We start from the raw sequence: 19,695 nt of genomic DNA on the forward strand, positions 1-19,695 counted from the left end.
GTCCTTTAAATCCGGGGTCAGCCTCGGCTAAAAGACGTGTGTTCTTCGGATTCGAAAGTTTTCTCCATGCGTTCCACGCTGCGCCGCCTCATCCCGGATGCCGCTCCCGTCAGTCACAGGGAAAGGCTGCGTGCCGCAACCGGCGCTTTTGTCGGCATCCTGCTGACCGGGCTTCTGGGCAGCCTCGCTTTTCGCTTCGACCCCACCCTGCCCGCCATGATCGCGCCGATGGGCGCTTCGGCGGTGCTTCTCTTCGCCGTGCCCTCCAGCCCGCTGGCGCAACCGTGGTCCATCCTCTGCGGCAATCTCGTTTCGGCTTTCGTGGGCGTGACGGCGGCGCTTCTCGTCCCGGATGTCTTCCTTGCCAGCGCGCTCGCCATCGGCCTTGCCATTGCCGCCATGATGGCGCTGCGCTGCCTGCACCCGCCAAGCGGCGCGGTGGCGTTGACGGCTGTTCTTGGCGGCCCCGCCGTGCACAGCCTCGGTTATGGTTTTCTCCTCTGGCCCGTCGCCGGAAACTCGCTGATCCTTCTTGCCCTCGCACTCGCCTACAACAACGCCACCGGCCGCGCCTATCCGCACGGTCTGAAGCTGGGAAAGGCGAGCCACGGCACGGCAGACCCGACGCCAATTCAGAAAATCGGCTTTTCCTCGACCGATCTCGATGAGGTGCTGAAGGAATATGACGAGATTCTGGATATAGACCGCGACGATCTGGAGACCATCCTGCGCAGGACCGAACTGCGCTCCTGGCGTCGTCGCGCCCTTCATCTCGATTGCGAAAGCATCATGTCACGCGATGTCGTCGGCGTCGCCCCTGATGATAGCCTGCGCCACGCCCATGCGCTGATGCGCAACCGTCATTTCAAAGCGCTGCCTGTCACCAATGACCGCGCCGAAATCGTCGGCATCGTCACCCAGACGGATTTTCTGGAAAAGGCGAGCTGGAGAAACGGCCGTCCCTCCATCGGTTTCCTGCAGCGGCTGCGTCTTATCCTTACAGGGGCAAGCGCCCCCAACGATACCGTTAAAGACATCATGACATCGCCGGTCAGAACCGTAAGGCCGGAAACGGCAATCGAGGAGGCCATCATCCGCTTTGCGGAAGAAGGGCTGCATTACCTGCCGGTGATCGACGCCAACGGCAAGATGGTCGGCGTTATATCGCAATCCGATGTCATGGTCGCGATGCTGGCGGATAAGGCTGCGGCATAAACAGCCGCAACCTCAATGCGGGCGGCAGATTCGCTACGCCCGCCTTCTCTCATTCGCCGTCCGCTCAGAACGGAATATCGTCGTCCATGTCGTTGGAGAAGCCGCCGGAGGGCTGGCCGCCGCCACGCGAGGAGCCGCCGCGCGACGACGACTGCTGGTCGTAACCACCACCGTAATTGCCACCGCCGCCGCTGCCATAATCGCCGCCGCCGAAGTCTCCGCCGCCGCTACGGCCACCGCCGCCGCCCTCGCCGCGACCATCAAGCATGGTCAGCGTGGAGTTGAAGCCCTGCAGCACGATTTCGGTGGAGTAACGGTCGTTACCGGTCTGGTCCTGCCACTTGCGTGTCTGCAACTGGCCTTCGATGTAGAGCTTGGCGCCCTTCTTCACATATTGCTCGACGACCTTGCACAGGCCTTCGTTGAACACAACGACCGTGTGCCATTCGGTTTTTTCCTTGCGCTCGCCGCTGTTGCGGTCCCGCCAGCTTTCGGAGGTGGCGATGCGCAGGTTGGCAATCGGACGGCCGTCCTGGGTCCGGCGGATTTCGGGATCGGCGCCAACATTTCCGATCAGAATTACCTTGTTTACGCTACCAGCCATCTCGTCATCCTGTCCGCCAGCCGTCATGACCGGCAATTGCATTTCAAAAAATTCGGCACACAATAACCGCCACGGGCATCAAAAGGCACCGCAACAGGGGAACTATCCACAGCGAATAATCTTGAGCGCCCCAAAGGGATATTCGCACTTGCTATTTGTTCCTTTTTTGTTCTATTGAATCGTGAAATTCGAGTCAAGTGAGCCGAAAAGCTGCCGACTATAGGGAATAGACCTCGACACGTCCGGCTGCGTCACTACATAAGGGCGCGCCGCCATCAAGCCTGTTATTTTTGTCCGAGCCTTGTCATGAGTGAACTGAAGACGATTTCCATCCGTGGTGCCCGTGAGCATAATCTCAAGGGCATTGATCTGGATCTGCCGCGCAACAACCTGATCGTCATGACCGGGCTCTCCGGCTCGGGCAAGTCATCGCTTGCCTTTGACACGATCTATGCCGAGGGCCAGCGCCGTTATGTCGAGAGCCTCTCGGCCTATGCGCGCCAGTTCCTCGAAATGATGCAGAAGCCGGATGTCGACCAGATCGACGGCCTGTCGCCGGCGATTTCCATCGAGCAGAAGACCACCTCGCGCAATCCGCGTTCCACGGTCGGCACGGTCACGGAAATCTACGACTATATGCGCCTCTTGTTTGCGCGTGTCGGCGTTCCCTATTCGCCGGCCACCGGCCTGCCGATCGAGAGCCAGACGGTCAGCCAGATGGTGGATCGCATCCTCGCTTTCGAGGAAGGCACGCGCCTTTATATTCTCGCGCCGATGGTGCGCGGCCGCAAAGGCGAATATAAAAAGGAACTCGCCGATCTCATGAAGAAGGGCTTCCAGCGCGTCAAGGTGGATGGCCAGTTCTACGAAATCGCCGACGTTCCGGCCCTCGACAAGAAATACAAACACGATATCGACGTGGTGGTCGACCGCGCGGTCGTGCGCCCGGATATGGCGGCGCGTCTCGCCGACAGTCTCGAGACCTGCCTCAAGCTCGCCGACGGTCTGGCGGTTGCCGAATTCGCCGACAAGCCGTTGCCGCCGGAAGAGACAGCGGCTGGCGGCTCCGCCAACAAGTCGCTCAATGAGACCCATGAGCGTGTGCTGTTTTCAGAAAAGTTCGCCTGCCCCGTCTCCGGCTTCACCATTCCGGAGATAGAGCCGCGGCTGTTCTCCTTCAACAATCCGTTCGGCGCCTGCCCCAGCTGTGACGGCCTTGGCTCGCAGCAGAAGGTGGATGAAAATCTGATCGTGCCCGAACCGGCCCGCACCCTGCGCGACGGCGCAATCGCCCCTTGGGCCAAATCGTCCTCGCCCTATTATAACCAGACGCTGGAAGCGCTCGGCAAGGCCTTCGGTTTCAAGCTTTCGAGCAAATGGTCCGATCTGTCCAAGGAGGCACAGCACGCCATCCTTCAGGGCACCGATGACAAGATCGAATTCAACTATCAGGACGGCGCTCGCTCCTACAAGACGGTGAAGAATTTCGAAGGCATCGTGCCCAATCTGGAGCGCCGCTGGAAAGAGACTGACAGCGCTTGGGCGCGCGAGGAAATCGAACGCTATATGTCGGCCGCCCCCTGCCCGGCCTGTGCGGGTTTTCGCCTGAAACCCGAAGCGCTCGCCGTCAAGATCAACAGGTTGCAGATCGGCGAAGTCACCCAGATGTCGATCCGCATGGCGCGCGACTGGTTCGAGACCCTGCCGGAAACCCTGAACGCCAAGCAGAACGAGATTGCAGTCCGCATCCTCAAGGAAATCCGCGAGCGCCTGCGCTTCCTCAATGATGTCGGGCTGGATTATCTCAGCCTGTCGCGTAATTCCGGCACGCTTTCCGGCGGTGAAAGCCAGCGCATCCGTCTGGCTTCGCAGATCGGCTCCGGCCTGACAGGTGTCCTCTATGTTCTCGACGAGCCGTCCATCGGCCTGCACCAGCGGGACAATGCCCGCCTGCTGGATACGCTGAAACATCTGCGCGATATCGGCAATACCGTCATCGTGGTCGAACATGACGAGGACGCCATTCTGACGGCGGATTATGTGGTCGATATCGGCCCGGCCGCCGGCATTCATGGCGGTCAGGTGACCGCCGAAGGCACGCCGCAGGAGGTTATGGCCAATCCGAAATCGCTGACCGGCAAATATCTCTCCGGCGAACTCGGCGTTGCCGTGCCGGCTGAGCGCCGCAAGCCCAAGAAGGGCCGCGAGATCAAGGTTTTTGGCGCCCGTGGCAACAATCTGAAGAATGTGACTGCGGCGGTGCCGCTTGGCGTCTTCACCGCCGTTACCGGCGTTTCCGGCGGCGGCAAATCCACCTTCCTGATCGAAACGCTCTATAAATCGGCGGCGCGCCGGGTGATGGGCGCGCGTGAAATTCCGGCAGAACATGATCGCATCGACGGTTTCGAGTTCATCGACAAGGTGATCGACATCGACCAGTCGCCGATTGGCCGCACGCCGCGCTCCAACCCCGCCACCTATACCGGTGCATTCACGCCGATCCGCGACTGGTTCGCCGGTCTGCCGGAGGCGAAGGCGCGCGGTTACGCACCGGGCCGTTTCTCCTTCAACGTCAAGGGTGGCCGCTGCGAGGCCTGCCAGGGCGATGGCGTTATCAAGATCGAGATGCACTTCCTGCCTGACGTCTATGTCACCTGCGATGTCTGCCACGGCAAACGCTATAATCGCGAGACGCTTGATGTCACCTTCAAGGGCAAGTCCATCGCCGACGTGCTGGATATGACGGTGGAGGAAGGCGTGGAATTCTTCGCCGCCGTTCCGGCGGTGCGCGACAAGCTGCAGTCGCTCTTCGATGTCGGCCTTGGTTATATCAAGGTCGGCCAGCAGGCCAATACGCTCTCCGGTGGCGAGGCGCAGCGCGTCAAGCTTGCCAAGGAACTGTCGAAACGCTCGACAGGCCGCACGCTTTACATTCTCGACGAACCGACGACCGGCCTTCACTTCCATGACGTCAACAAGCTGCTGGAAATGCTGCAGGCGCTGGTGGACCAAGGTAATTCCGTTGTGGTGATCGAGCATAATCTCGAAGTCATCAAGACGGCGGACTGGATCATCGACATCGGCCCCGAAGGCGGCACTGGCGGCGGCGAAGTGGTGGCAACCGGCACGCCGGAAGACATCGTCAAAAACGAGCGGTCCTATACCGGCCACTTCCTGAAGGAACTTCTGGAACGCCGGCCGGCCGGAAAACGTGAGGCTGCGGAGTAATTCCCGGATATTGCCGGGAATTTCGCACCCCCTCCGTCATCCTCGCCCTTGAGGCGAGGATCCACAGCCGCCGAGAACATGGATCCTCGCCTCAAGGGTGAGGACGACGTCGAGAGCGACGTTGAAAAGAAAACGCCTAATTGGGAGGAGCAGCATATGTCGACATCAGGCACGATCCGCACCGGTATCGGCGGCTGGACCTTCGAGCCGTGGGAAGGCACGTTTTATCCGGAGAAACTGCCTAAGAAACGCCAGCTCGAACATGCCAGCCGGCAATTGACGGCGATCGAGGTGAACGGCACCTATTATAGCAGCCAGAAACCCGAGACCTTCGCCAAATGGGCGGCGGATGTGCCGGAGGATTTCGTTTTCTCCCTTAAGGCAAGCCGTTTCGTCACCAATCGCCGGGTTCTGGCCGAAGCGGGCGAATCGATGACGAAATTCCTGACACAGGGCCTGACCGAGCTTGGGTCTCACCTTGGCCCGATACTCTGGCAATTCGCACCGACGAAAAAATTCGACGCGGATGATTTCGGCGCGTTTCTGGCGCTGCTTCCCGAAAAACAGGACGGCATCCGCCTTCGTCACGTGGTCGAAGTGCGCAACCCGACATTTCAGGTGCCGGAATTCATCGATCTTCTCGCCAGACATAAGGTGGCCGTCGTCTGCGCCGATCACCACGACTATCCGATGCTGCCGGATGTAACGGCGGATTTCGTCTATTGCCGGCTGCAGAAGGGCGAGGACGATATCGAGACCTGCTATCCGAAGACCGGGATTGACCATTGGGCAAAACGGGTCAAGACCTATGCGGCGGGCGGCGTGCCGGATGACCTGCCGCTGATCGCGCCCGACAGGCAAATCGAAAAAACGCCGCGCGACGTCTTCGCCTTCTTCATCACCGGCGGCAAGGTCAATGCGCCGAACGGTGCGCAGGCGCTGCAGAAAGCGGTCTGAGCGGGAAAGCTCGCTCGCGATCGCTTGATCCTCCTGACCAGGCGGCACCAAAAATCAGGGAACAGATGCCCCCGTCTTATTGCGGTCATCTCGTGCCGGCTAATATCTCGAGACCTCCATCGTCTTCAAAGGGTTGGCCGGGAATGGGAATGATTGAAACGGAACGTCTGCGCCTTCATCACTGGCGGGACGATCATTTTGAAGCTTTCGCCGCAATGCAGGCGGACCCGGACGTGATGGCCGATCAGGGTGGGCCGGCGGATAACACAAAGAGCAGAGAGAAATTCGAGCGTTACCGCAAGGCGGAGCGCGACCACGGCATTGCCCGCTGGGCGGTGGAAAGTCCGGACGGCGTCTTTCTCGGTTATGCCGGCATTATGCCGCGCATGACAGACGAGCATCCGCTCGGCCTGCACCACGAAATCGGTTGGCGTTTCATCCGGCAGGCCTGGGGAAAGGGTTACGCAACCGAAAGCGCAAGAGCGGCGCTGGCGCATGCGGCCAGTCGCTCAGACATAACCCGGATCGTCGCCTATACAAGTTTCGATAATATCCGATCGCAAGCCGTCATGGCCCGCCTTGGCCTGATACGGGAACCATCTCTGGATTTTACGGTTCCGGGCGATATCGACAGGGAGTGGCGCGGACTGGTCTGGGTTGTTCCCTGAAAGGCTTTCCCATTGCGCCGACGGCGCTGCAAACCAAGGCCCTTGCCGGGCCTCAGCCAGCCAGCTCTTTCGACGGGTTGAAATCAATAGCCGCAAACGCCGCCTCGATCACCTCGGTGCCCGCGCCCGGCCGGGTCGCATCGCTGGAAAGGATTTGCCGGAAACGACGTGCACCCGGCATGCCCTGAAACAGACCGACCATATGCCGGGTAACGTGGTTGAGACGCCCGCCGGCGGCAATATAGTCGGCGGCATAGGCCATCATGGCATCACGCAGGCCCATCCAGTCCGGCTGCCGGGCGTCCTCGCCATAGATGCGATGGTCGACATCCGCAAGGATGGAGGTATTGTGATAGGCGGCACGGCCAAGCATCACGCCGTCCATATGGTGCAGATGATCGCAGGCCTGATCGAGATCGGCGATGCCGCCATTGATGCCGATGAAGACGTCGGGATTTTCCCGCTTCATGCGATAGACGAGTTCATAATCAAGCGGCGGCACCTCACGGTTTTCCTTCGGCGAAAGCCCCTGCAACCATGCTTTTCGCGCATGAATCCAGATGGCGTCCGCACCGGCGGCGATAACGCGCGCCAGAAAATCCGGCAGCACGGCCTCCGGTTCCTGATCATCCACGCCGATGCGGCATTTCACCGTGACCGGCACTTTTGCAACGGCCTTCATCGCCGCAACACATTGCGCCACGACATCCGGCTCACGCATCAGGCAGGCGCCGAAGGTGCCGGATTGCACCCGGTCCGAAGGGCAGCCGACATTGAGATTGATCTCGTCATAACCGTAATCACCGGCGATCCGCACGGCCTTCGAGAGTTTGAACGGATCCGATCCACCCAGCTGCAATGCGACAGGATGTTCCTGGGGGTGATAGCTGAGCAGCCTGTCCCGCTGGCCATGGATGATGGCGTCGGCAACGATCATTTCGGTATAAAGCAGCGCGCGCTTCGACAGCTGCCGGTGCAGAAATCTGCACCTCGTGTCGGTCCAATCGATCATCGGGGCCACGGCGAAGATTTTTTCGCCTGATTTCACTGCACTTTCGTAAAAATTCAACGCTTTAGGTCCACTATCTTAATGTCAATGGTTATCGTTTCCTGTCGTACTTTTTCACGATGTTGCACCCAGTTTCATAGTCAAGTACAACAATGTCGTACCGAGAAAGGAATGTTGTACCGATGGGCACCATCACCGCGAGAAAACGAAAAGACGGTTCAGTTGGTTATACCGCGCAGATCCTTCGAAAAAAAGGCGGGCGTATTGTTTTCCGGGAAGCCAAGACTTTTGATCGAAAGCGCGAGGCGGAGGCGTGGGTTCGATTTCGCGAGACTGAAATCGATAAGCCTGGCGCGCTGGAGCGGTTGAATGCGAACCGCTTCATCCTGTCAGACGTCATTGATCGGTACGTGAAAGAGAAAGGAACGATGGGAGCCACCAAATATCAGGTGCTTCGGACGATCAAGACCTTCAAGCTCGCCACGATGGACTGCGCAGATATTCGAAGCGACGACATCGTCACATTCGCGAACGAACTGGCCGAGGGCCGTAAGCCGCAGACGGTCGGAAGCTACATTTCGCACCTGTCTTCCATATTCTCCATTGCTCGGCCGGCTTGGGGTATGCCGCTAGATCCAGTTGTAATTCGCGACGCACAGACCGTGCTGCGGAAACTCAATACCATTGCAAATTCGGAGAGCCGAACGCGCCGCCCTACCCTAGCCGAACTCGACAAGATCATGGAATACTTTACCAAGCGAAATCAGGCCACGCCGCATGTGTCGCGCATGGATCGGGTTGTCGCCTTCGCTATTTATTCGACGCGCCGGCAAGAGGAGATCGTTCGCATAGAATGGGAGGATCTGGACGAGGTTCACAGCCGCATTCTTGTCAGGGATTTAAAGCATCCTGGCCAAAAGAAGGGTAACGACGTGTGGTGCGAGCTTCCACCTGAGGCAATGCAGATCATCAAAGCTATGCCTAAGAATGGGCCACGGATATTCCCCTACGGTGCAGCTGGGGTCGGCGCCGCGTTCACACGTGCCTGCCAGTTCCTTGAGATCGAAGACCTACATTTCCACGACTTGCGGCACGAAGGGATATCGCGCCTGTTCGAGATGGGAAGGACGATCCCACTCGCCGCCAGCGTGTCGGGCCATCGAACATGGAACAGCTTGAAACGGTATACGCAGATTAGGGAGAGAGGAGATAAATTCGAGGGTTGGAAGTGGTTGAAGACGGTGACGGATGGGTGAACTGAATGTGGCCGATGCATTTTGTTGCGTCACGGGTGGCGCTCGTACAAAATCCGGGGCTAAGACGATTCTCGCTGGAGGGTGCTATGATCGATCGATATACAAAATTCATTCTCACGATAATCGCAATTTCTTTGGCAACAATTGCGCTGAGAGATAGCCCGACCGCAGCGTGGGCCCAGTCAAGAATTTCCGGAGACGTGACGCTGATGAACGGACCAACGCCAATCCAAGTGATGGTGGTTGGAAAGGTTTCAACGCAATAATAAATCAGTCGAGAAAACCCGCCAGTTGGTGATTCCGGTGGGCCTTCTTGGCGCTGTGGTGGCGGTTGGATCATTTCCTATTGGTGATCTTATCCCTTGCCGTTGCGATGTCGGCTACGTCCTCTGGATGCCTGTCCAAGAAGTCCTGATTAAATCCCGACCTTCGCATCGTTTCACTCATATCCAAAGTGACCACGTTGCTTTGATCAATAATTGAGTCCCACATTTCGGCCACCACCCATGCGGCGAAATCAATCATCCGATCCGGATTTTTGCGTAGCCTCAAAATAAGAGCTCGCACATTTTCTTCTTGTAGCGCAGTGAGTTTTGTTTCTTTTTCAGGCATGATGTTTCTCCTCATGTGGTTGATTTTAAATGATTGTGCAAAATTGCGTTCACGGATTTTAACGGCCAGCGGGCGGCTGCGTGTTTAGGCGGCCGGAACCGTTGGTAGCGGAAAGTCCCGCTGGCCTATGGTGATAAAAGACCCGCGCAGCCACATGGGCGCGCTGGGCAAGTTGGCCAGCCCGAAATGCGAAGGGCTGGCGCGGAAAACTTTAAGAGCGGCCACTCATAACCGAATTCCACTCTTCAGCTCGGAAGGCCTTCAGATTGTGAAGCGCGGTCGTGACAGCTGGAATTTCGTCGATGTACTCACCATGCGGGCATTCTACCAACAAAGCAGCGTGGCGCAGCTTGCCTGCGATGTCCGCCTCACATGTCACCGGCGCATTGATGATGGCCCTTGAGACGATCCAGTGCGCTTCCGTTATGTGGTCCATTGCGTCATCCGGCATCTCCCCGACACGTTCACCAATGGTGTGCAATTCCATGAAGAGGCGGGTCATGCGGGAGATGAAGGATTCTGTCACGCCATCGGCGTCCCCCGGTAATGCGTCGTTTACCATATTCTGGATCCCATATTGATTAATTTCGCTCAGTAAGGTAACTATTAATCAACAAGGTTAATACGTCAAGCGGAAATATTCATTATGAGCGAAATTAATCAAATCACAGGTAAACAGATTGCGGCGGCGCGAGCGCTGCTTGGCATCGGACAAGTCGAACTGGCTGGAAAAGCGAACATTTCGGCGCCCACCTTACGGAGAATGGAGGCAAGTGAGGGCGCCGTAACCGGAATGACCAACAATGTGGCGGCCGTGGTTCAAGCCCTCCTTGATCTTGGCATTATCTTCATACCGTCCAACGGTAACGGCCCTGGCGTCCGATTGCGTGATCGCACTTGACCCGCACACACGATCCTGCCTAACCTACATCCGCGGTCACCAGCCGCACACCACCACCAGAGGAGACGACAAAACGCTTACGGCATTCGTGCCGGCAGCAACGGTTCTCTAATGTTGGTGACGTGGTATGGACGATACAATAAAGCAGCGGGCGGCTCTGCAATACGCCAAAACAACAATTCCTCTTGACGATGACAAGGGTTGGCAGCGCGAGGATATTCAGCTCGCTTTCCTCGCCGGCATGGTTGCTCAAGCAATCCGTCGCCCCCTCACGACCAAAGAAGTCGCTGAGATATTCACCACTTCCGTATCGACCGTCAGGGATCTCGTGAGGCACGGTGAGCTCGCCTACATCCAAATCGGGCGAGGCACTGAGCGAACCCACATGGTGTTTTCACCTGATGAAATCGAAAGCTTTATCAAGCGTAACACCGCGCGTGATTTCGTTAGCTTTGGACCTAAGGCTGCAGGTGTCACCGGTCGAAAAAACCCACATCAAACTGCGACCAAGCTGACGGTTGCTGGCGAAGGCTTCCTGGCGCAGCGGTTGCGGCGAATAGAAGCGAAAAAGAGAACCAAGTGAGTGCGAAGCGTGAAGGGAGGATCAGAAATGTCGACAACCTTAAAAGGCCTTGCAAAGGTCAAAAAGACCCTCGCAAGCGGCAAGACCATCTACTACTGCTACGCTTGGCGCGGAGGTCCGCTGCTCAAGAACGACAAGGACGAGCCGATACAGCCTGGTGACACCATTCTCGATGGCGCATTCAGCGCAGCCCACGAGCAGCGCAAAGCACCCTCGCCTACCAACGTGTCGTCGCTGGTCACCCTCTACCGGGGCTCTTCAGACTTTCGCCGCACAAAGCTTGGCACCCGCCAGGAATATGATCGATATCTGGACAAGATCCGAATGGAGTTCGGCCGCCTATCGCTCCAGGAGCTACAGCAACCGCCGACCCGCGGCGCCTTTAAGGAATGGCGCGACCGGCTGGCCGACAAGCCCCGCACCGCCGATTTCGCCTGGATGGTTTTGGTTCGTGTGTTGTCGTTTGCAAAAGACCGTGGAATGATCTCGGTCAACATCGCCGAACGAGGCGGCCGATTGTACCGATCGACGAGGCGTGATCGGACGTGGAGTGACGCTGACGTGGCCGCATTTGAGGCTGTGGCGCCTGCCTACATGCGTTTAGCCATTCAGTTGGCGCTGTGGACCGGCCAGCGCAAAGGAGACCTTCTGCGGCTCTCCTGGAGCGATTTTGACGATTCCAATTTACGGTTCACTCAGTCCAAAACGAAGGCGCGCGTTTTGGTGCCTATGGGCCCACTGGCTAACGTCCTAAGCTCTCAGAGAGGCAATGGCGCCATCCTTAGAAACAGCCGCGGCGCAGCCTGGACAAGCGATGGGTTCAACACCTCATGGAGGAAATGTTGCGCGAAGGCTGGCGTCACTGACCTCACCTTCCATGACCTTCGTGGAACGGCGATCACGAGGATGGCGCTGGCTGGCTGCACCGTGCCAGAGATAGCCGCAGTTACGGGCCACAGCTTGAAGGATGTCGAGGCTATACTCGATATGCACTATCTCGGCGGGCGCGCTGAATTGGCCGCTAGCGCTATGCGGAAGATGATGAGTTAGAAAAATGGAAGTCACGAATCGGACTCGAAGTGCCGGACACCACTGCGTACAAATCCAATCGCACCCTCAATGCTTTCGGGTACATGGGAAGGCGCGGCGTGTGAAATAAGGCCTACGGAGCCCAGTATTTCCAGTTAGTTCAACATCGAATTGCAAAGTGAAATCCACGCAGAGCAGCCCTGTAGACAACTTTATCCAATCTCTAAAGACGTTGACGTGAGCAGATCGGCGATATTACCTGTTACAGTTGAATCTGACGGACGAAACTACAATTTTTTGACGTCAGACATTGTTGCCCCCTGACAGGGAAAGGAGGCAAAAAAGTTAGATCAGTGATGCTAGCGATGAACGAGAGCGACGCAATGCCCGAAGATGACGAGAACCAGTTACTTACAATCCGTGCCCTTGCAAACGACCACTCTAGAACGCTCACGTTGGAACAAGTTCTTGAGCTAGCCAAAATTGAGCTAAAGATTGTTCCACGCCCTCCATCGCATGCAAGTCACTATGCAGCTCTAATGTTTGCAGATTTCCATAGGAGCGAGGTGCTAGAAACACATCTATATAGATTTCCACCTTTCTCTCACATAAACGAAAGCACGCTTTGGACTCCCACTGGATCAGGAGTTCCGCGGCAAGGCAACGCACTCCAATGGGTCGCACGCCAGCTCCTCGCCGGCATTCCTCCAGCTACAATTATCGAAACCGCCAACAGTCATTATACCGAAAACGGATATGATGCGCTGGAGATAACCAAAGTCAGCGGCGTTGAGGTTAATGACATCGTAAGAATTACAGAAGGCTACGAATTATGGCCTCATGACAGACTTCCGTCTGACGCCAGGAAAAGACTAATTTTTGATAACACTGGCATATTTCGTACTCCAAACTCTTGCGCTCTCGTTCACCACTTCCGCCACGACAAAGTAATTGACGCAGAATATCGCCCAACGGGCGTTAATATGTCGAAAGACCGGTTCGGGACTTTCAATGAGGAGCGCTTCAATAAAAGACTTGAGATCATGCGGGCCATCATCCTCTCAACGAGTTGCTCTGTTAGCATGCCTTTCACCTATTATCGTGCTGCCATCGACCACCTAATGGATGCGGACAGGGCCTACAGTGGCTTTCTTGAGACAGCAGGCTTCCAATCAGAAAAACCAGACACCGACGCTGTCCGAGAAAATCTGAGATTGCTCGAGGACTTCAAGAGCCCTGCTGCGCTTTATGTTGCGATAGACCGTCTTGGCAAAGCGAGAGGCCTGTCATCTAATGTGGACAAAGCGCTTGACCTTGGGATGGCATTGGAAATTGCCCTGATGCACGAGAACGGCAATGGTGGCGGAGGAAACGCTGAGATCACATACAAGCTTTCATCCCGAGCAGCTTGGCTTCTTGGAAAAGATCCAAATGAGAGGATCCAGGTCTTCGAAAAAGCGAAGAAAATCTACGCACACCGTTCTGCCGCAGCTCATAGCGGCCTTCTTAAAAACGAAAACGACTTCCTTTCGCTTGACGCAAATACTTTCACAGCGCGCGTTCTACGAGAAGTTCTTCAGCGTGGCAGCTTCCCAGTATGGCACCATTTAATCCTCGGCTTTGACGAACGAGCAGAACCTGAACCAGACTTACCCAATGACCTAGGATTATAGGCACGCGCCCATTGACTCCCTTCTAAAACGAGAACATTTGTAGAACAAACTTGGAGTGAGTAAATATGTCCGACGCTGAGAAAATTATTGTCGTGCAGTTCAAAAACGGTCGCGGCGGCATTGTTCCGGGTGAGATGCGGCCGGCCTCAAATCAAGCTTCTGCCGAGAAAATGGCGAGCGCTATGGCACCGCGCCACGTTGGCGTTGCGGCGTACGCTGTCACCGTCGACGAAGAGAGCGGCAGTATGGCGAACCCTCGCCTGCTGGTTTCTCACGGGCAAATTGCCGACTTGATGCCAGACTGAATTACTGGCGCGCAATTGCTTGCGCGACGATGAACGTAAAAAGCGCCTCTTAGCTAGGAGGTCGGAGAGGACCGGCTGCGCATGTCGGTTCGGCTATCCGCGAACAAACTTTTGAGGAGTGGTTTTGTTGCAAATCATTGAAAATTCCGGCTCTTCACCTTCAACGTATCGATATGAAGATCGGGTGTGAACATATCCCGGGGGACCACCGGTTTCGACCTGTCGCGTGAATCCGGCCCGCCGCCTCCATGGGCAAACTCGTCGCCCCGCCCGGTCGGCAGCCTGAACCCCGTATCTCGATCGGCAAGGCCAACTAGATCGCCTGAGAGATCGAAGAGTTGCTGCGCGACGAGATGGACGACCTTCCCTTCCCGCTGGATCCGACCGTTGATCGCCATCATCGAGGATCCCAGTACGATACGCCGACGCTTCTCGAATAGCGACGGCCACACAACGATGTTCGCGGGACCCGTCTCGTCCTCGATGGTGATGAACATCACACCCTTGGCCGATCCCGGCTTCTGCCGCACCAGCACGAGTCCAGCGGTGTAAACCCATCGGCCATCCCGGGCATTCATCGCCTCGGCACAGGTGATGATATTGCGTGCCGACAGGTCATCGCGAAGAAAGGCGACCGGATGCTGGCGCAAAGTGAGCCCGATGTGGCTGTAGTCCTCGATGACGTTATGGCCGTCCGTCATCTGCCGAAGCGCCACCTCTGGCTCCTGCTGCTCGGCAATCGCCGCCGCCTCGCGTTCGGCTGCGGCTGCGAACAACGGCAAGGGTTCGTCGCGCAGCGCCTTGATCGCCCAGAGCGCATCGCGTCGTTCGAGTTTGAGCGGTGGCAGGAAGGCGTCGGCCTCTGCCAGTTGAACAAGCGCTTCGGTCGGCACACCGGACCGGCGCCACATGTCATCGACAGAGGCAAACGGGTTGTTTATGCGGGCCGCTACGATCCGCGCCGCATCCGCGACCGCCAGTCCCCTCACCTGCCGGAAACCAAGCCGAACAGCATGCCGATCGGAGCTGCCGATCCTCTCCAGCGTGCAGTCCCACCGCGAGCGGTTGACGCAAACCGGCCGAACCTCGACACCATGCTTGATCGCATCCCCGACAATCTGAGCGGGGGCATAAAAGCCCATCGGCTGGCTGTTCAAAAGAGCTGCGCAGAAGACATCCGGGTAATGGCACTTGATGTAGTTCGAAGCATAGGCGATCAGCGCAAAGGAGGCTGCATGGCTCTCGGGAAAGCCATAGGAGCCAAAGCCTTCAAGTTGCGAGAACGTCTTCTCGGCAAACTCCGGCGAATATCCGTTCTTCACCATTCCGGCGACGAGCTTGTCCTTGAAGCGGGAGACCCCACCGGTGAACTTGAAGGTGGCCATCGATTTGCGCAGCTGGTCGGCCTCGCCACCGGTAAAACCGGCGCAGACCATGGCGACGCGCATGGCGCTCTCCTGAAACAGCGGCACGCCCAGCGTCTTGCCAAGCACGGCCTCAAGCTCGGGTGTGGGATATTCGACCGGCTCCTTGCCTTCGCGGCGGCGAAGATAGGGGTGCACCATGTCGCCCTGGATAGGACCGGGCCGGACGATCGCCACCTGCACGACCAGATCGTAGAAGGTGCGGGGTTTCAGGCGCGGCAACATCGCCATCTGCGCGCGGCTTTCGATCTGGAAGGTCCCGAGCGTATCGGCTTTTCGGATCATCGCATAGGTCGCCGCATCCTCCTGCTCGATCTTCGAGAGATCAAGGTGCTGGCCCTTGTGCTCGCGGATGAGATCAAAAGCCTTGGCCATGCAGGTCAGCATGCCCAACGCCAAAACGTCCACCTTCATGAATCTCAGTGCCTCGACATCGTCCTTGTCCCATTCGATGATCTGCCGGTCCTTCATCGTCGCCGGCTCGATCGGCACGAGATCGTCCAGCCGGTCATGGGTGAGGACAAAACCGCCGGGGTGCTGGCCAAGATGACGCGGTGCACCCATCAGCTGCTGCGCGAGTTTCAGGGTGAGCGCCAGACGCCTGTCATCGGGGTTGAGATTGAGTTCCCTGATGTTTCGGTCGGGAACTTCTTCCGACCAGGACCACATGCCGGACGACAGCGCTTTGATGACATCCTCCGGCAGGCCGAGTGCCTTACCGACATCGCGGATTGCGCCCTTGGCCCGGTAGCGGGTGACGGTCGCGCAGAGGGCCGCCTTATCCTTGGTGTAGGTCGTGTAGATCCATTGGATGACCTCCTCGCGCCGTTCATGCTCGAAGTCGACGTCGATGTCGGGCGGCTCGTCGCGTTCCTGGCTGACGAAACGCTCGAAGAGGAGATCATTGGTTGAGGGGTCGATCGACGTGATGCCGAGAATATAGCAGACGGCACTGTTGGCCGCCGATCCCCTGCCCTGACAGAGAATGCCCTGACTTCGGGCAAAACGGACGATCGAAAACACCGTCAGAAAGTAAGGCGCATATTTCATGGTGCGGATGAGATCGAGTTCGTGCCGAACGGTCTTCAACACATCCGGCGGCATTCCCTCTGGATAGCGGTTCGGCACGCATTCCCAGACATAATGCTCCAGCGAGGCTTGGGCATCCTTGCCCGGCACGATGGCCTCCTCTGGGTACTGGTAGGTCAGTTCTTCAAGCGAGAATTTGCAGCGGCGCACGATTTCCAGGCTTCGCGCCAGTGCTTGCGCGTATCGCGGAAACAGGCGCTCCATTTCCTCCGGTGGCTTGAGGTAGCGATCGGCATGGCGCTCACGCTCGAAGCCGACATCATCGATCGTGGTGTTGTGCCTGATGCAGGTGACGATGTCCTGCAATTGCCGGCGGCCTGGCTCATGGAACAGCACGTCATTGGTGACGACGGTTTTGACTTTGAACCGGCTCGCCATATTGGATATCTCATGCAGACGCAGCTGGTCGTTGGGGCGCCGGCGCAGGCAGAGAGACACGTAAGCGCGATCACCAAATAGCTCAGCCATTTTTCGAAGCCGCGCGGCACATGTGGCATCCGGCAGATCCGGCACCAGAATGCCGATCATACCTTCAGAATAGGCGACGACATCGTCCCAATGCAGGATACAGTTGTTCTTGCCGCCACGCGACTTGCCGAGCGTGATCAGCCGAGTCAGACGCGAATAGGCGGATCGATCCATCGGATAGACCAGAAGCGACATGCCGTCGGCGAGATCGAGCCGACAGCCGACGACCAGACGCAGACCGGTGGCGCGGGATGCTTCCAGCGCGCGGACGATGCCTGCCAGCGAATTGCGATCGACGACGCCGAGTGCTTCGATCCCCAGGATCTTGGCGGTCTCGAACAGCTCCTGCGCTGAAGATGCGCCACGCAGAAAGGAGAAGTGCGTCGTGACCTGCAGCTCGGCGTAGCTCATGCGAAAATCCCATGACAGAACCAGCGATGGGACCCGGTCTCAGGATCAACACCGTCGCCAGAGCGAAACACCCACAGGCGTTCACCGGATTCGTCCTCAATAACAAAGTAATCGCGCACAGCTTCCATCTCGGCGTCGCGCTGCCACCACTCGCCGAAGATGCGTTCCGGGCCGTCGGCGCGTTTGACCTTACGGCGCTTTCCGCGCCAGACGATGGAGACCGGCGGCCGGTCAGGCATCAGCGCGATCGCCTCGATCAGTTCGGGACGTGGTAAAAGCCGGACCGGCCGGCGCCAATGGCTGACCCACTCAACGGCGATCGGTTCAGCGACGGGGCTGATCCGCTGGACGGAGCGTTCCGGCACATCGGAGGCGACCGGTGCGACGCGATACACCCGCTGGCCCCGGTTTCCATAGATATCGATCAGCGGCGTCACATCGGTGATGTCATCCTCGACCAGAGCAGAGACTTTCTGCGCCTCCTCCAATGGCTCGGCCAGAACCGCAACAAGGGTGAGTTTCTCGATCCCGAAACCCGGCTCGATCTTATCCGTGCGATCGCGAAACAGTTTTGTCAGCCAGGCAACGTCGCGGGCAGGCTTGGCTGTTCCGGCGCGGATTGCCTGCCTGGTGCCGTCAACCTTCTCGACGAGCAGGTCGGCTCGGCGGACACCGAGGCCGCGCTTCTGGAGCTCATCGACCAGTTGCACGACAAGGCGCCCGACATATTTGTTGATTGTTTCGGCAGCGCCAATCGGCTCTGCAAAGGCCTTGGAAACTTCAAGCAGCTGAGGCGTGCGGATTGGCTCGATCGGCTCGGCGATACGACAGAGCATCTGGTCGAGACGGCGGCCGACCTCCGGACCGAAGCGCAATGTCAGCGGGGCCCGCGGGGTGTTGGCAAGCTCGCCGATTGTCTGGAAACCGAGAATGCGCAGATCAGAGACGATCTTTGACGGCAGGCGCAGAAGCGAAATCGGCAGTTTTTCCACCGCTCGCACTGTCTCGCCTGACGGAATGACGATCGTCTCGCGATTGATGGCCCGCGCGCAAGCATGGGCAGCACCCCAGCTGTCGGCGACCGCTACATGGGCAGTCAGCTTCCTGCCCAGAAACTGGTTGGCGATCTTTGTCACCATTGGCACCTCGCCGCCATACAGATGCTCGGCGCCCTCCGTATCCATGACGATACCATCAATCCCGTCGACGGCGACGATCGGCGAATAGATCGTCAGCGCCCAGAGCGTGATGCGCTCGAGCGCGGCTCGATCGGCTTGCGAATCTGCGTCAACCAGCATCAGGCCGCGAAACAGCGACTGCGCCTTTGCCGCCGCCAAGCCGGCATGCACGCCCGCCTTTCTGGCAGCCGGATCGGCGGCAGACACCCATCGCTTCGAACCGCTTCTCGCGATCACGGCGATTGGCTGTTCAGGCGGAATGGAGGGATCGGCTCGACGAATGCGATCCGTCGGCAGATCCGGAAGATAAATGGATACGACCCTTGTCATCACACGCTCTCACGAGAAACTCAGCACACTCACCCGCTTTCACGCGCATCAATTCCAAAAACCATTGAGGCCTGCCGACCCCCGGTACCGGCAGCTCCTCCGATGGCATCACACTCACCCGCCATCTGGTGGTTGACGCCGTCGGCTGGCCAAAATCATTCGCCTCCGTCTGCCGTCGCCATCGGCGGACACCAAGCGCCATCGTCCCGGTTCGCTCGGCAGCCAGCTGCAAGCGTCGGGAACTGACCATCGGCAGGCGGACAAGTTCGCCGACGACCGCCCCGAGACCGCCGAAGGAAAGCCCCTCCTCCATATTGGCCAGAACATCCTCTTCCCTGTCGGACTCCACGAAGATGACGCGGTCGGGATGGAGACCGACCTCTGCGAGCGCCGGGAAAAACAGATCCGGCCGGGTCAGACACCAGATGACGGGGCCTTTGGTTCGCGCGGCAATGCCGGCCACAAAAAGCGCGGCAGCCGCTCCGTCGACTGTACCGGATCCTCCGCCCGCAAACTCATGCAGGGCTCCATAAGCAAGACCCCCGCCAGGCAAGGCCGCGTCGATTTCGGGGACGCCGAAGGCGAGCGTTCCGGCGCGTTTCGCGGACCCGCCCTCCAGCGATGCGATGCGTTCACGCAAGTCGCAGATCACATCTAAGACCCCTCCAGGAGCCCTGGGGGAACGGGCAGCAGTCATCGTTCACGGCTCCCTTTAAGGTCGTGTTCAAAGGATCGGCATCATGTCGCACGGGCTA

Annotated in this window: 17 protein-coding genes; 10 read left to right on the forward strand and 7 right to left on the reverse strand. The window is 58.1% G+C overall.

Going from position 1 to position 19,695, the window contains the following annotated elements:
• The first annotated feature begins 66 nt into the window (after positions 1-66).
• On the forward strand, positions 67-1,215 hold the full coding sequence (locus AC1ROR_RS04615) for an HPP family protein (protein ID WP_498588711.1): 1,149 nt from the start codon (positions 67-69) through the stop codon (positions 1,213-1,215).
• Between the two features lie 64 nt (positions 1,216-1,279).
• On the opposite strand, the gene AC1ROR_RS04620 is transcribed toward AC1ROR_RS04615, so the two are convergent.
• Positions 1,280-1,861 (reverse strand): single-stranded DNA-binding protein, encoded by a 582-nt coding sequence (locus AC1ROR_RS04620; protein ID WP_498588712.1) that lies wholly within the window; start codon positions 1,859-1,861, stop codon positions 1,280-1,282.
• 264 nt (positions 1,862-2,125) lie between these two features.
• Here AC1ROR_RS04620 and uvrA point away from each other — a divergent pair, with 264 nt between their 5' ends.
• The 3 genes from uvrA to AC1ROR_RS04635 all read left to right on the forward strand — a co-directional run bounded on the left by uvrA (position 2,126) and on the right by AC1ROR_RS04635 (position 6,672).
• Entirely contained in the window at positions 2,126-5,047 is a 2,922-nt protein-coding gene (gene uvrA, locus AC1ROR_RS04625; protein WP_498588713.1) for an excinuclease ABC subunit UvrA, read from the forward strand.
• A 156-nt stretch (positions 5,048-5,203) separates the two neighbouring features.
• On the forward strand, positions 5,204-6,004 hold the full coding sequence (locus AC1ROR_RS04630; protein ID WP_498588714.1) for a DUF72 domain-containing protein: 801 nt from the start codon (positions 5,204-5,206) through the stop codon (positions 6,002-6,004).
• 149 nt (positions 6,005-6,153) lie between these two features.
• Entirely contained in the window at positions 6,154-6,672 is a 519-nt protein-coding gene (locus AC1ROR_RS04635) for a GNAT family N-acetyltransferase (protein WP_498588715.1), read from the forward strand.
• Positions 6,673-6,724: 52 nt separating this feature from the next.
• Here the strand turns inward: AC1ROR_RS04635 and dusA are convergent, their stop codons facing one another.
• Positions 6,725-7,741 (reverse strand): tRNA dihydrouridine(20/20a) synthase DusA, encoded by a 1,017-nt coding sequence (gene dusA / locus AC1ROR_RS04640; protein WP_498588716.1) that lies wholly within the window; start codon positions 7,739-7,741, stop codon positions 6,725-6,727.
• A 122-nt stretch (positions 7,742-7,863) separates the two neighbouring features.
• Here dusA and AC1ROR_RS04645 point away from each other — a divergent pair, with 122 nt between their 5' ends.
• Positions 7,864-8,937 carry a tyrosine-type recombinase/integrase gene (locus tag AC1ROR_RS04645; RefSeq protein ID WP_498588717.1) on the forward strand — a complete coding sequence of 358 codons (1,074 nt, stop codon included), beginning with the start codon at positions 7,864-7,866 and terminating at the stop codon, positions 8,935-8,937.
• A gap of 336 nt (positions 8,938-9,273) precedes the next feature.
• On the opposite strand, the gene AC1ROR_RS04650 is transcribed toward AC1ROR_RS04645, so the two are convergent.
• The gene (locus AC1ROR_RS04650) at positions 9,274-9,549 is read right to left on the reverse strand and encodes a hypothetical protein (RefSeq protein ID WP_498588718.1); all 276 of its coding nucleotides are present in this window, start codon (positions 9,547-9,549) and stop codon (positions 9,274-9,276) included.
• A gap of 211 nt (positions 9,550-9,760) precedes the next feature.
• The gene (locus tag AC1ROR_RS04655; RefSeq protein WP_498588719.1) at positions 9,761-10,111 is read right to left on the reverse strand and encodes a hypothetical protein; all 351 of its coding nucleotides are present in this window, start codon (positions 10,109-10,111) and stop codon (positions 9,761-9,763) included.
• A gap of 84 nt (positions 10,112-10,195) precedes the next feature.
• On the opposite strand from AC1ROR_RS04655, the gene AC1ROR_RS04660 reads away from it, so the two are divergent.
• The 5 genes from AC1ROR_RS04660 (at position 10,196) to AC1ROR_RS04680 (ending at position 14,040) form a co-directional block, all read left to right on the forward strand.
• Positions 10,196-10,450 carry a helix-turn-helix domain-containing protein gene (locus AC1ROR_RS04660; RefSeq protein ID WP_498588720.1) on the forward strand — a complete coding sequence of 85 codons (255 nt, stop codon included), beginning with the start codon at positions 10,196-10,198 and terminating at the stop codon, positions 10,448-10,450.
• Between the two features lie 127 nt (positions 10,451-10,577).
• Positions 10,578-11,033, forward strand: coding sequence for a helix-turn-helix domain-containing protein (locus tag AC1ROR_RS04665; RefSeq protein WP_498588721.1), 456 nt, complete (start codon positions 10,578-10,580; stop codon positions 11,031-11,033).
• A gap of 27 nt (positions 11,034-11,060) precedes the next feature.
• A complete protein-coding gene (locus AC1ROR_RS04670) occupies positions 11,061-12,083 on the forward strand; it encodes a tyrosine-type recombinase/integrase (protein ID WP_498588722.1) in 1,023 nt (340 codons plus the stop codon).
• A gap of 344 nt (positions 12,084-12,427) precedes the next feature.
• Positions 12,428-13,735: a hypothetical protein gene (locus AC1ROR_RS04675; protein ID WP_498588723.1), complete on the forward strand. Its 1,308-nt coding sequence runs from the start codon at positions 12,428-12,430 to the stop codon at positions 13,733-13,735.
• 65 nt (positions 13,736-13,800) lie between these two features.
• Complete coding sequence (locus tag AC1ROR_RS04680) at positions 13,801-14,040, forward strand: hypothetical protein (RefSeq protein WP_498588724.1); 240 nt, start codon at positions 13,801-13,803, stop codon at positions 14,038-14,040.
• Positions 14,041-14,174: 134 nt separating this feature from the next.
• Here the strand turns inward: AC1ROR_RS04680 and AC1ROR_RS04685 are convergent, their stop codons facing one another.
• Genes AC1ROR_RS04685 through AC1ROR_RS04695 form a run of 3 tightly spaced genes read right to left on the reverse strand, consistent with a single transcriptional unit; the run spans position 14,175 to position 19,637 of the window.
• The gene (locus tag AC1ROR_RS04685; RefSeq protein WP_498588725.1) at positions 14,175-17,432 is read right to left on the reverse strand and encodes an error-prone DNA polymerase; all 3,258 of its coding nucleotides are present in this window, start codon (positions 17,430-17,432) and stop codon (positions 14,175-14,177) included.
• Entirely contained in the window at positions 17,429-18,940 is a 1,512-nt protein-coding gene (locus AC1ROR_RS04690; protein ID WP_498588726.1) for a Y-family DNA polymerase, read from the reverse strand. The genes AC1ROR_RS04685 and AC1ROR_RS04690 overlap by 4 nt, the downstream gene beginning before the upstream one ends.
• Entirely contained in the window at positions 18,861-19,637 is a 777-nt protein-coding gene (locus AC1ROR_RS04695; protein ID WP_498588727.1) for an ImuA family protein, read from the reverse strand. The genes AC1ROR_RS04690 and AC1ROR_RS04695 overlap by 80 nt, the downstream gene beginning before the upstream one ends.
• Positions 19,638-19,695 lie beyond the last annotated feature (58 nt).

Source organism: Agrobacterium sp. GW821-FHT14E08, assembly GCF_058803865.1.

What these genes read in the sequence shown, in the direction of transcription:
- AC1ROR_RS04675 (WP_498588723.1), top strand. Translation starts at nt 12,428, where the DNA reads ATGAACGAGAGCGACGCAATGCCCGAAGATGACGAGAACCAGTTACTT.
- uvrA (WP_498588713.1), top strand. Translation starts at nt 2,126, where the DNA reads ATGAGTGAACTGAAGACGATTTCCATCCGTGGTGCCCGTGAGCATAAT.
- AC1ROR_RS04680 (WP_498588724.1), top strand. Translation starts at nt 13,801, where the DNA reads ATGTCCGACGCTGAGAAAATTATTGTCGTGCAGTTCAAAAACGGTCGC.
- AC1ROR_RS04695 (WP_498588727.1), bottom strand. Translation starts at nt 19,637, where the DNA reads ATGACTGCTGCCCGTTCCCCCAGGGCTCCTGGAGGGGTCTTAGATGTG.
- AC1ROR_RS04650 (WP_498588718.1), bottom strand. Translation starts at nt 9,549, where the DNA reads ATGCCTGAAAAAGAAACAAAACTCACTGCGCTACAAGAAGAAAATGTG.
- AC1ROR_RS04690 (WP_498588726.1), bottom strand. Translation starts at nt 18,940, where the DNA reads ATGACAAGGGTCGTATCCATTTATCTTCCGGATCTGCCGACGGATCGC.
- AC1ROR_RS04685 (WP_498588725.1), bottom strand. Translation starts at nt 17,432, where the DNA reads ATGAGCTACGCCGAGCTGCAGGTCACGACGCACTTCTCCTTTCTGCGT.
- AC1ROR_RS04665 (WP_498588721.1), top strand. Translation starts at nt 10,578, where the DNA reads ATGGACGATACAATAAAGCAGCGGGCGGCTCTGCAATACGCCAAAACA.
- AC1ROR_RS04635 (WP_498588715.1), top strand. Translation starts at nt 6,154, where the DNA reads ATGATTGAAACGGAACGTCTGCGCCTTCATCACTGGCGGGACGATCAT.
- AC1ROR_RS04660 (WP_498588720.1), top strand. Translation starts at nt 10,196, where the DNA reads ATGAGCGAAATTAATCAAATCACAGGTAAACAGATTGCGGCGGCGCGA.
- AC1ROR_RS04630 (WP_498588714.1), top strand. Translation starts at nt 5,204, where the DNA reads ATGTCGACATCAGGCACGATCCGCACCGGTATCGGCGGCTGGACCTTC.
- AC1ROR_RS04655 (WP_498588719.1), bottom strand. Translation starts at nt 10,111, where the DNA reads ATGGTAAACGACGCATTACCGGGGGACGCCGATGGCGTGACAGAATCC.
- AC1ROR_RS04620 (WP_498588712.1), bottom strand. Translation starts at nt 1,861, where the DNA reads ATGCAATTGCCGGTCATGACGGCTGGCGGACAGGATGACGAGATGGCT.
- AC1ROR_RS04615 (WP_498588711.1), top strand. Translation starts at nt 67, where the DNA reads ATGCGTTCCACGCTGCGCCGCCTCATCCCGGATGCCGCTCCCGTCAGT.
- AC1ROR_RS04645 (WP_498588717.1), top strand. Translation starts at nt 7,864, where the DNA reads ATGGGCACCATCACCGCGAGAAAACGAAAAGACGGTTCAGTTGGTTAT.
- AC1ROR_RS04670 (WP_498588722.1), top strand. Translation starts at nt 11,061, where the DNA reads ATGTCGACAACCTTAAAAGGCCTTGCAAAGGTCAAAAAGACCCTCGCA.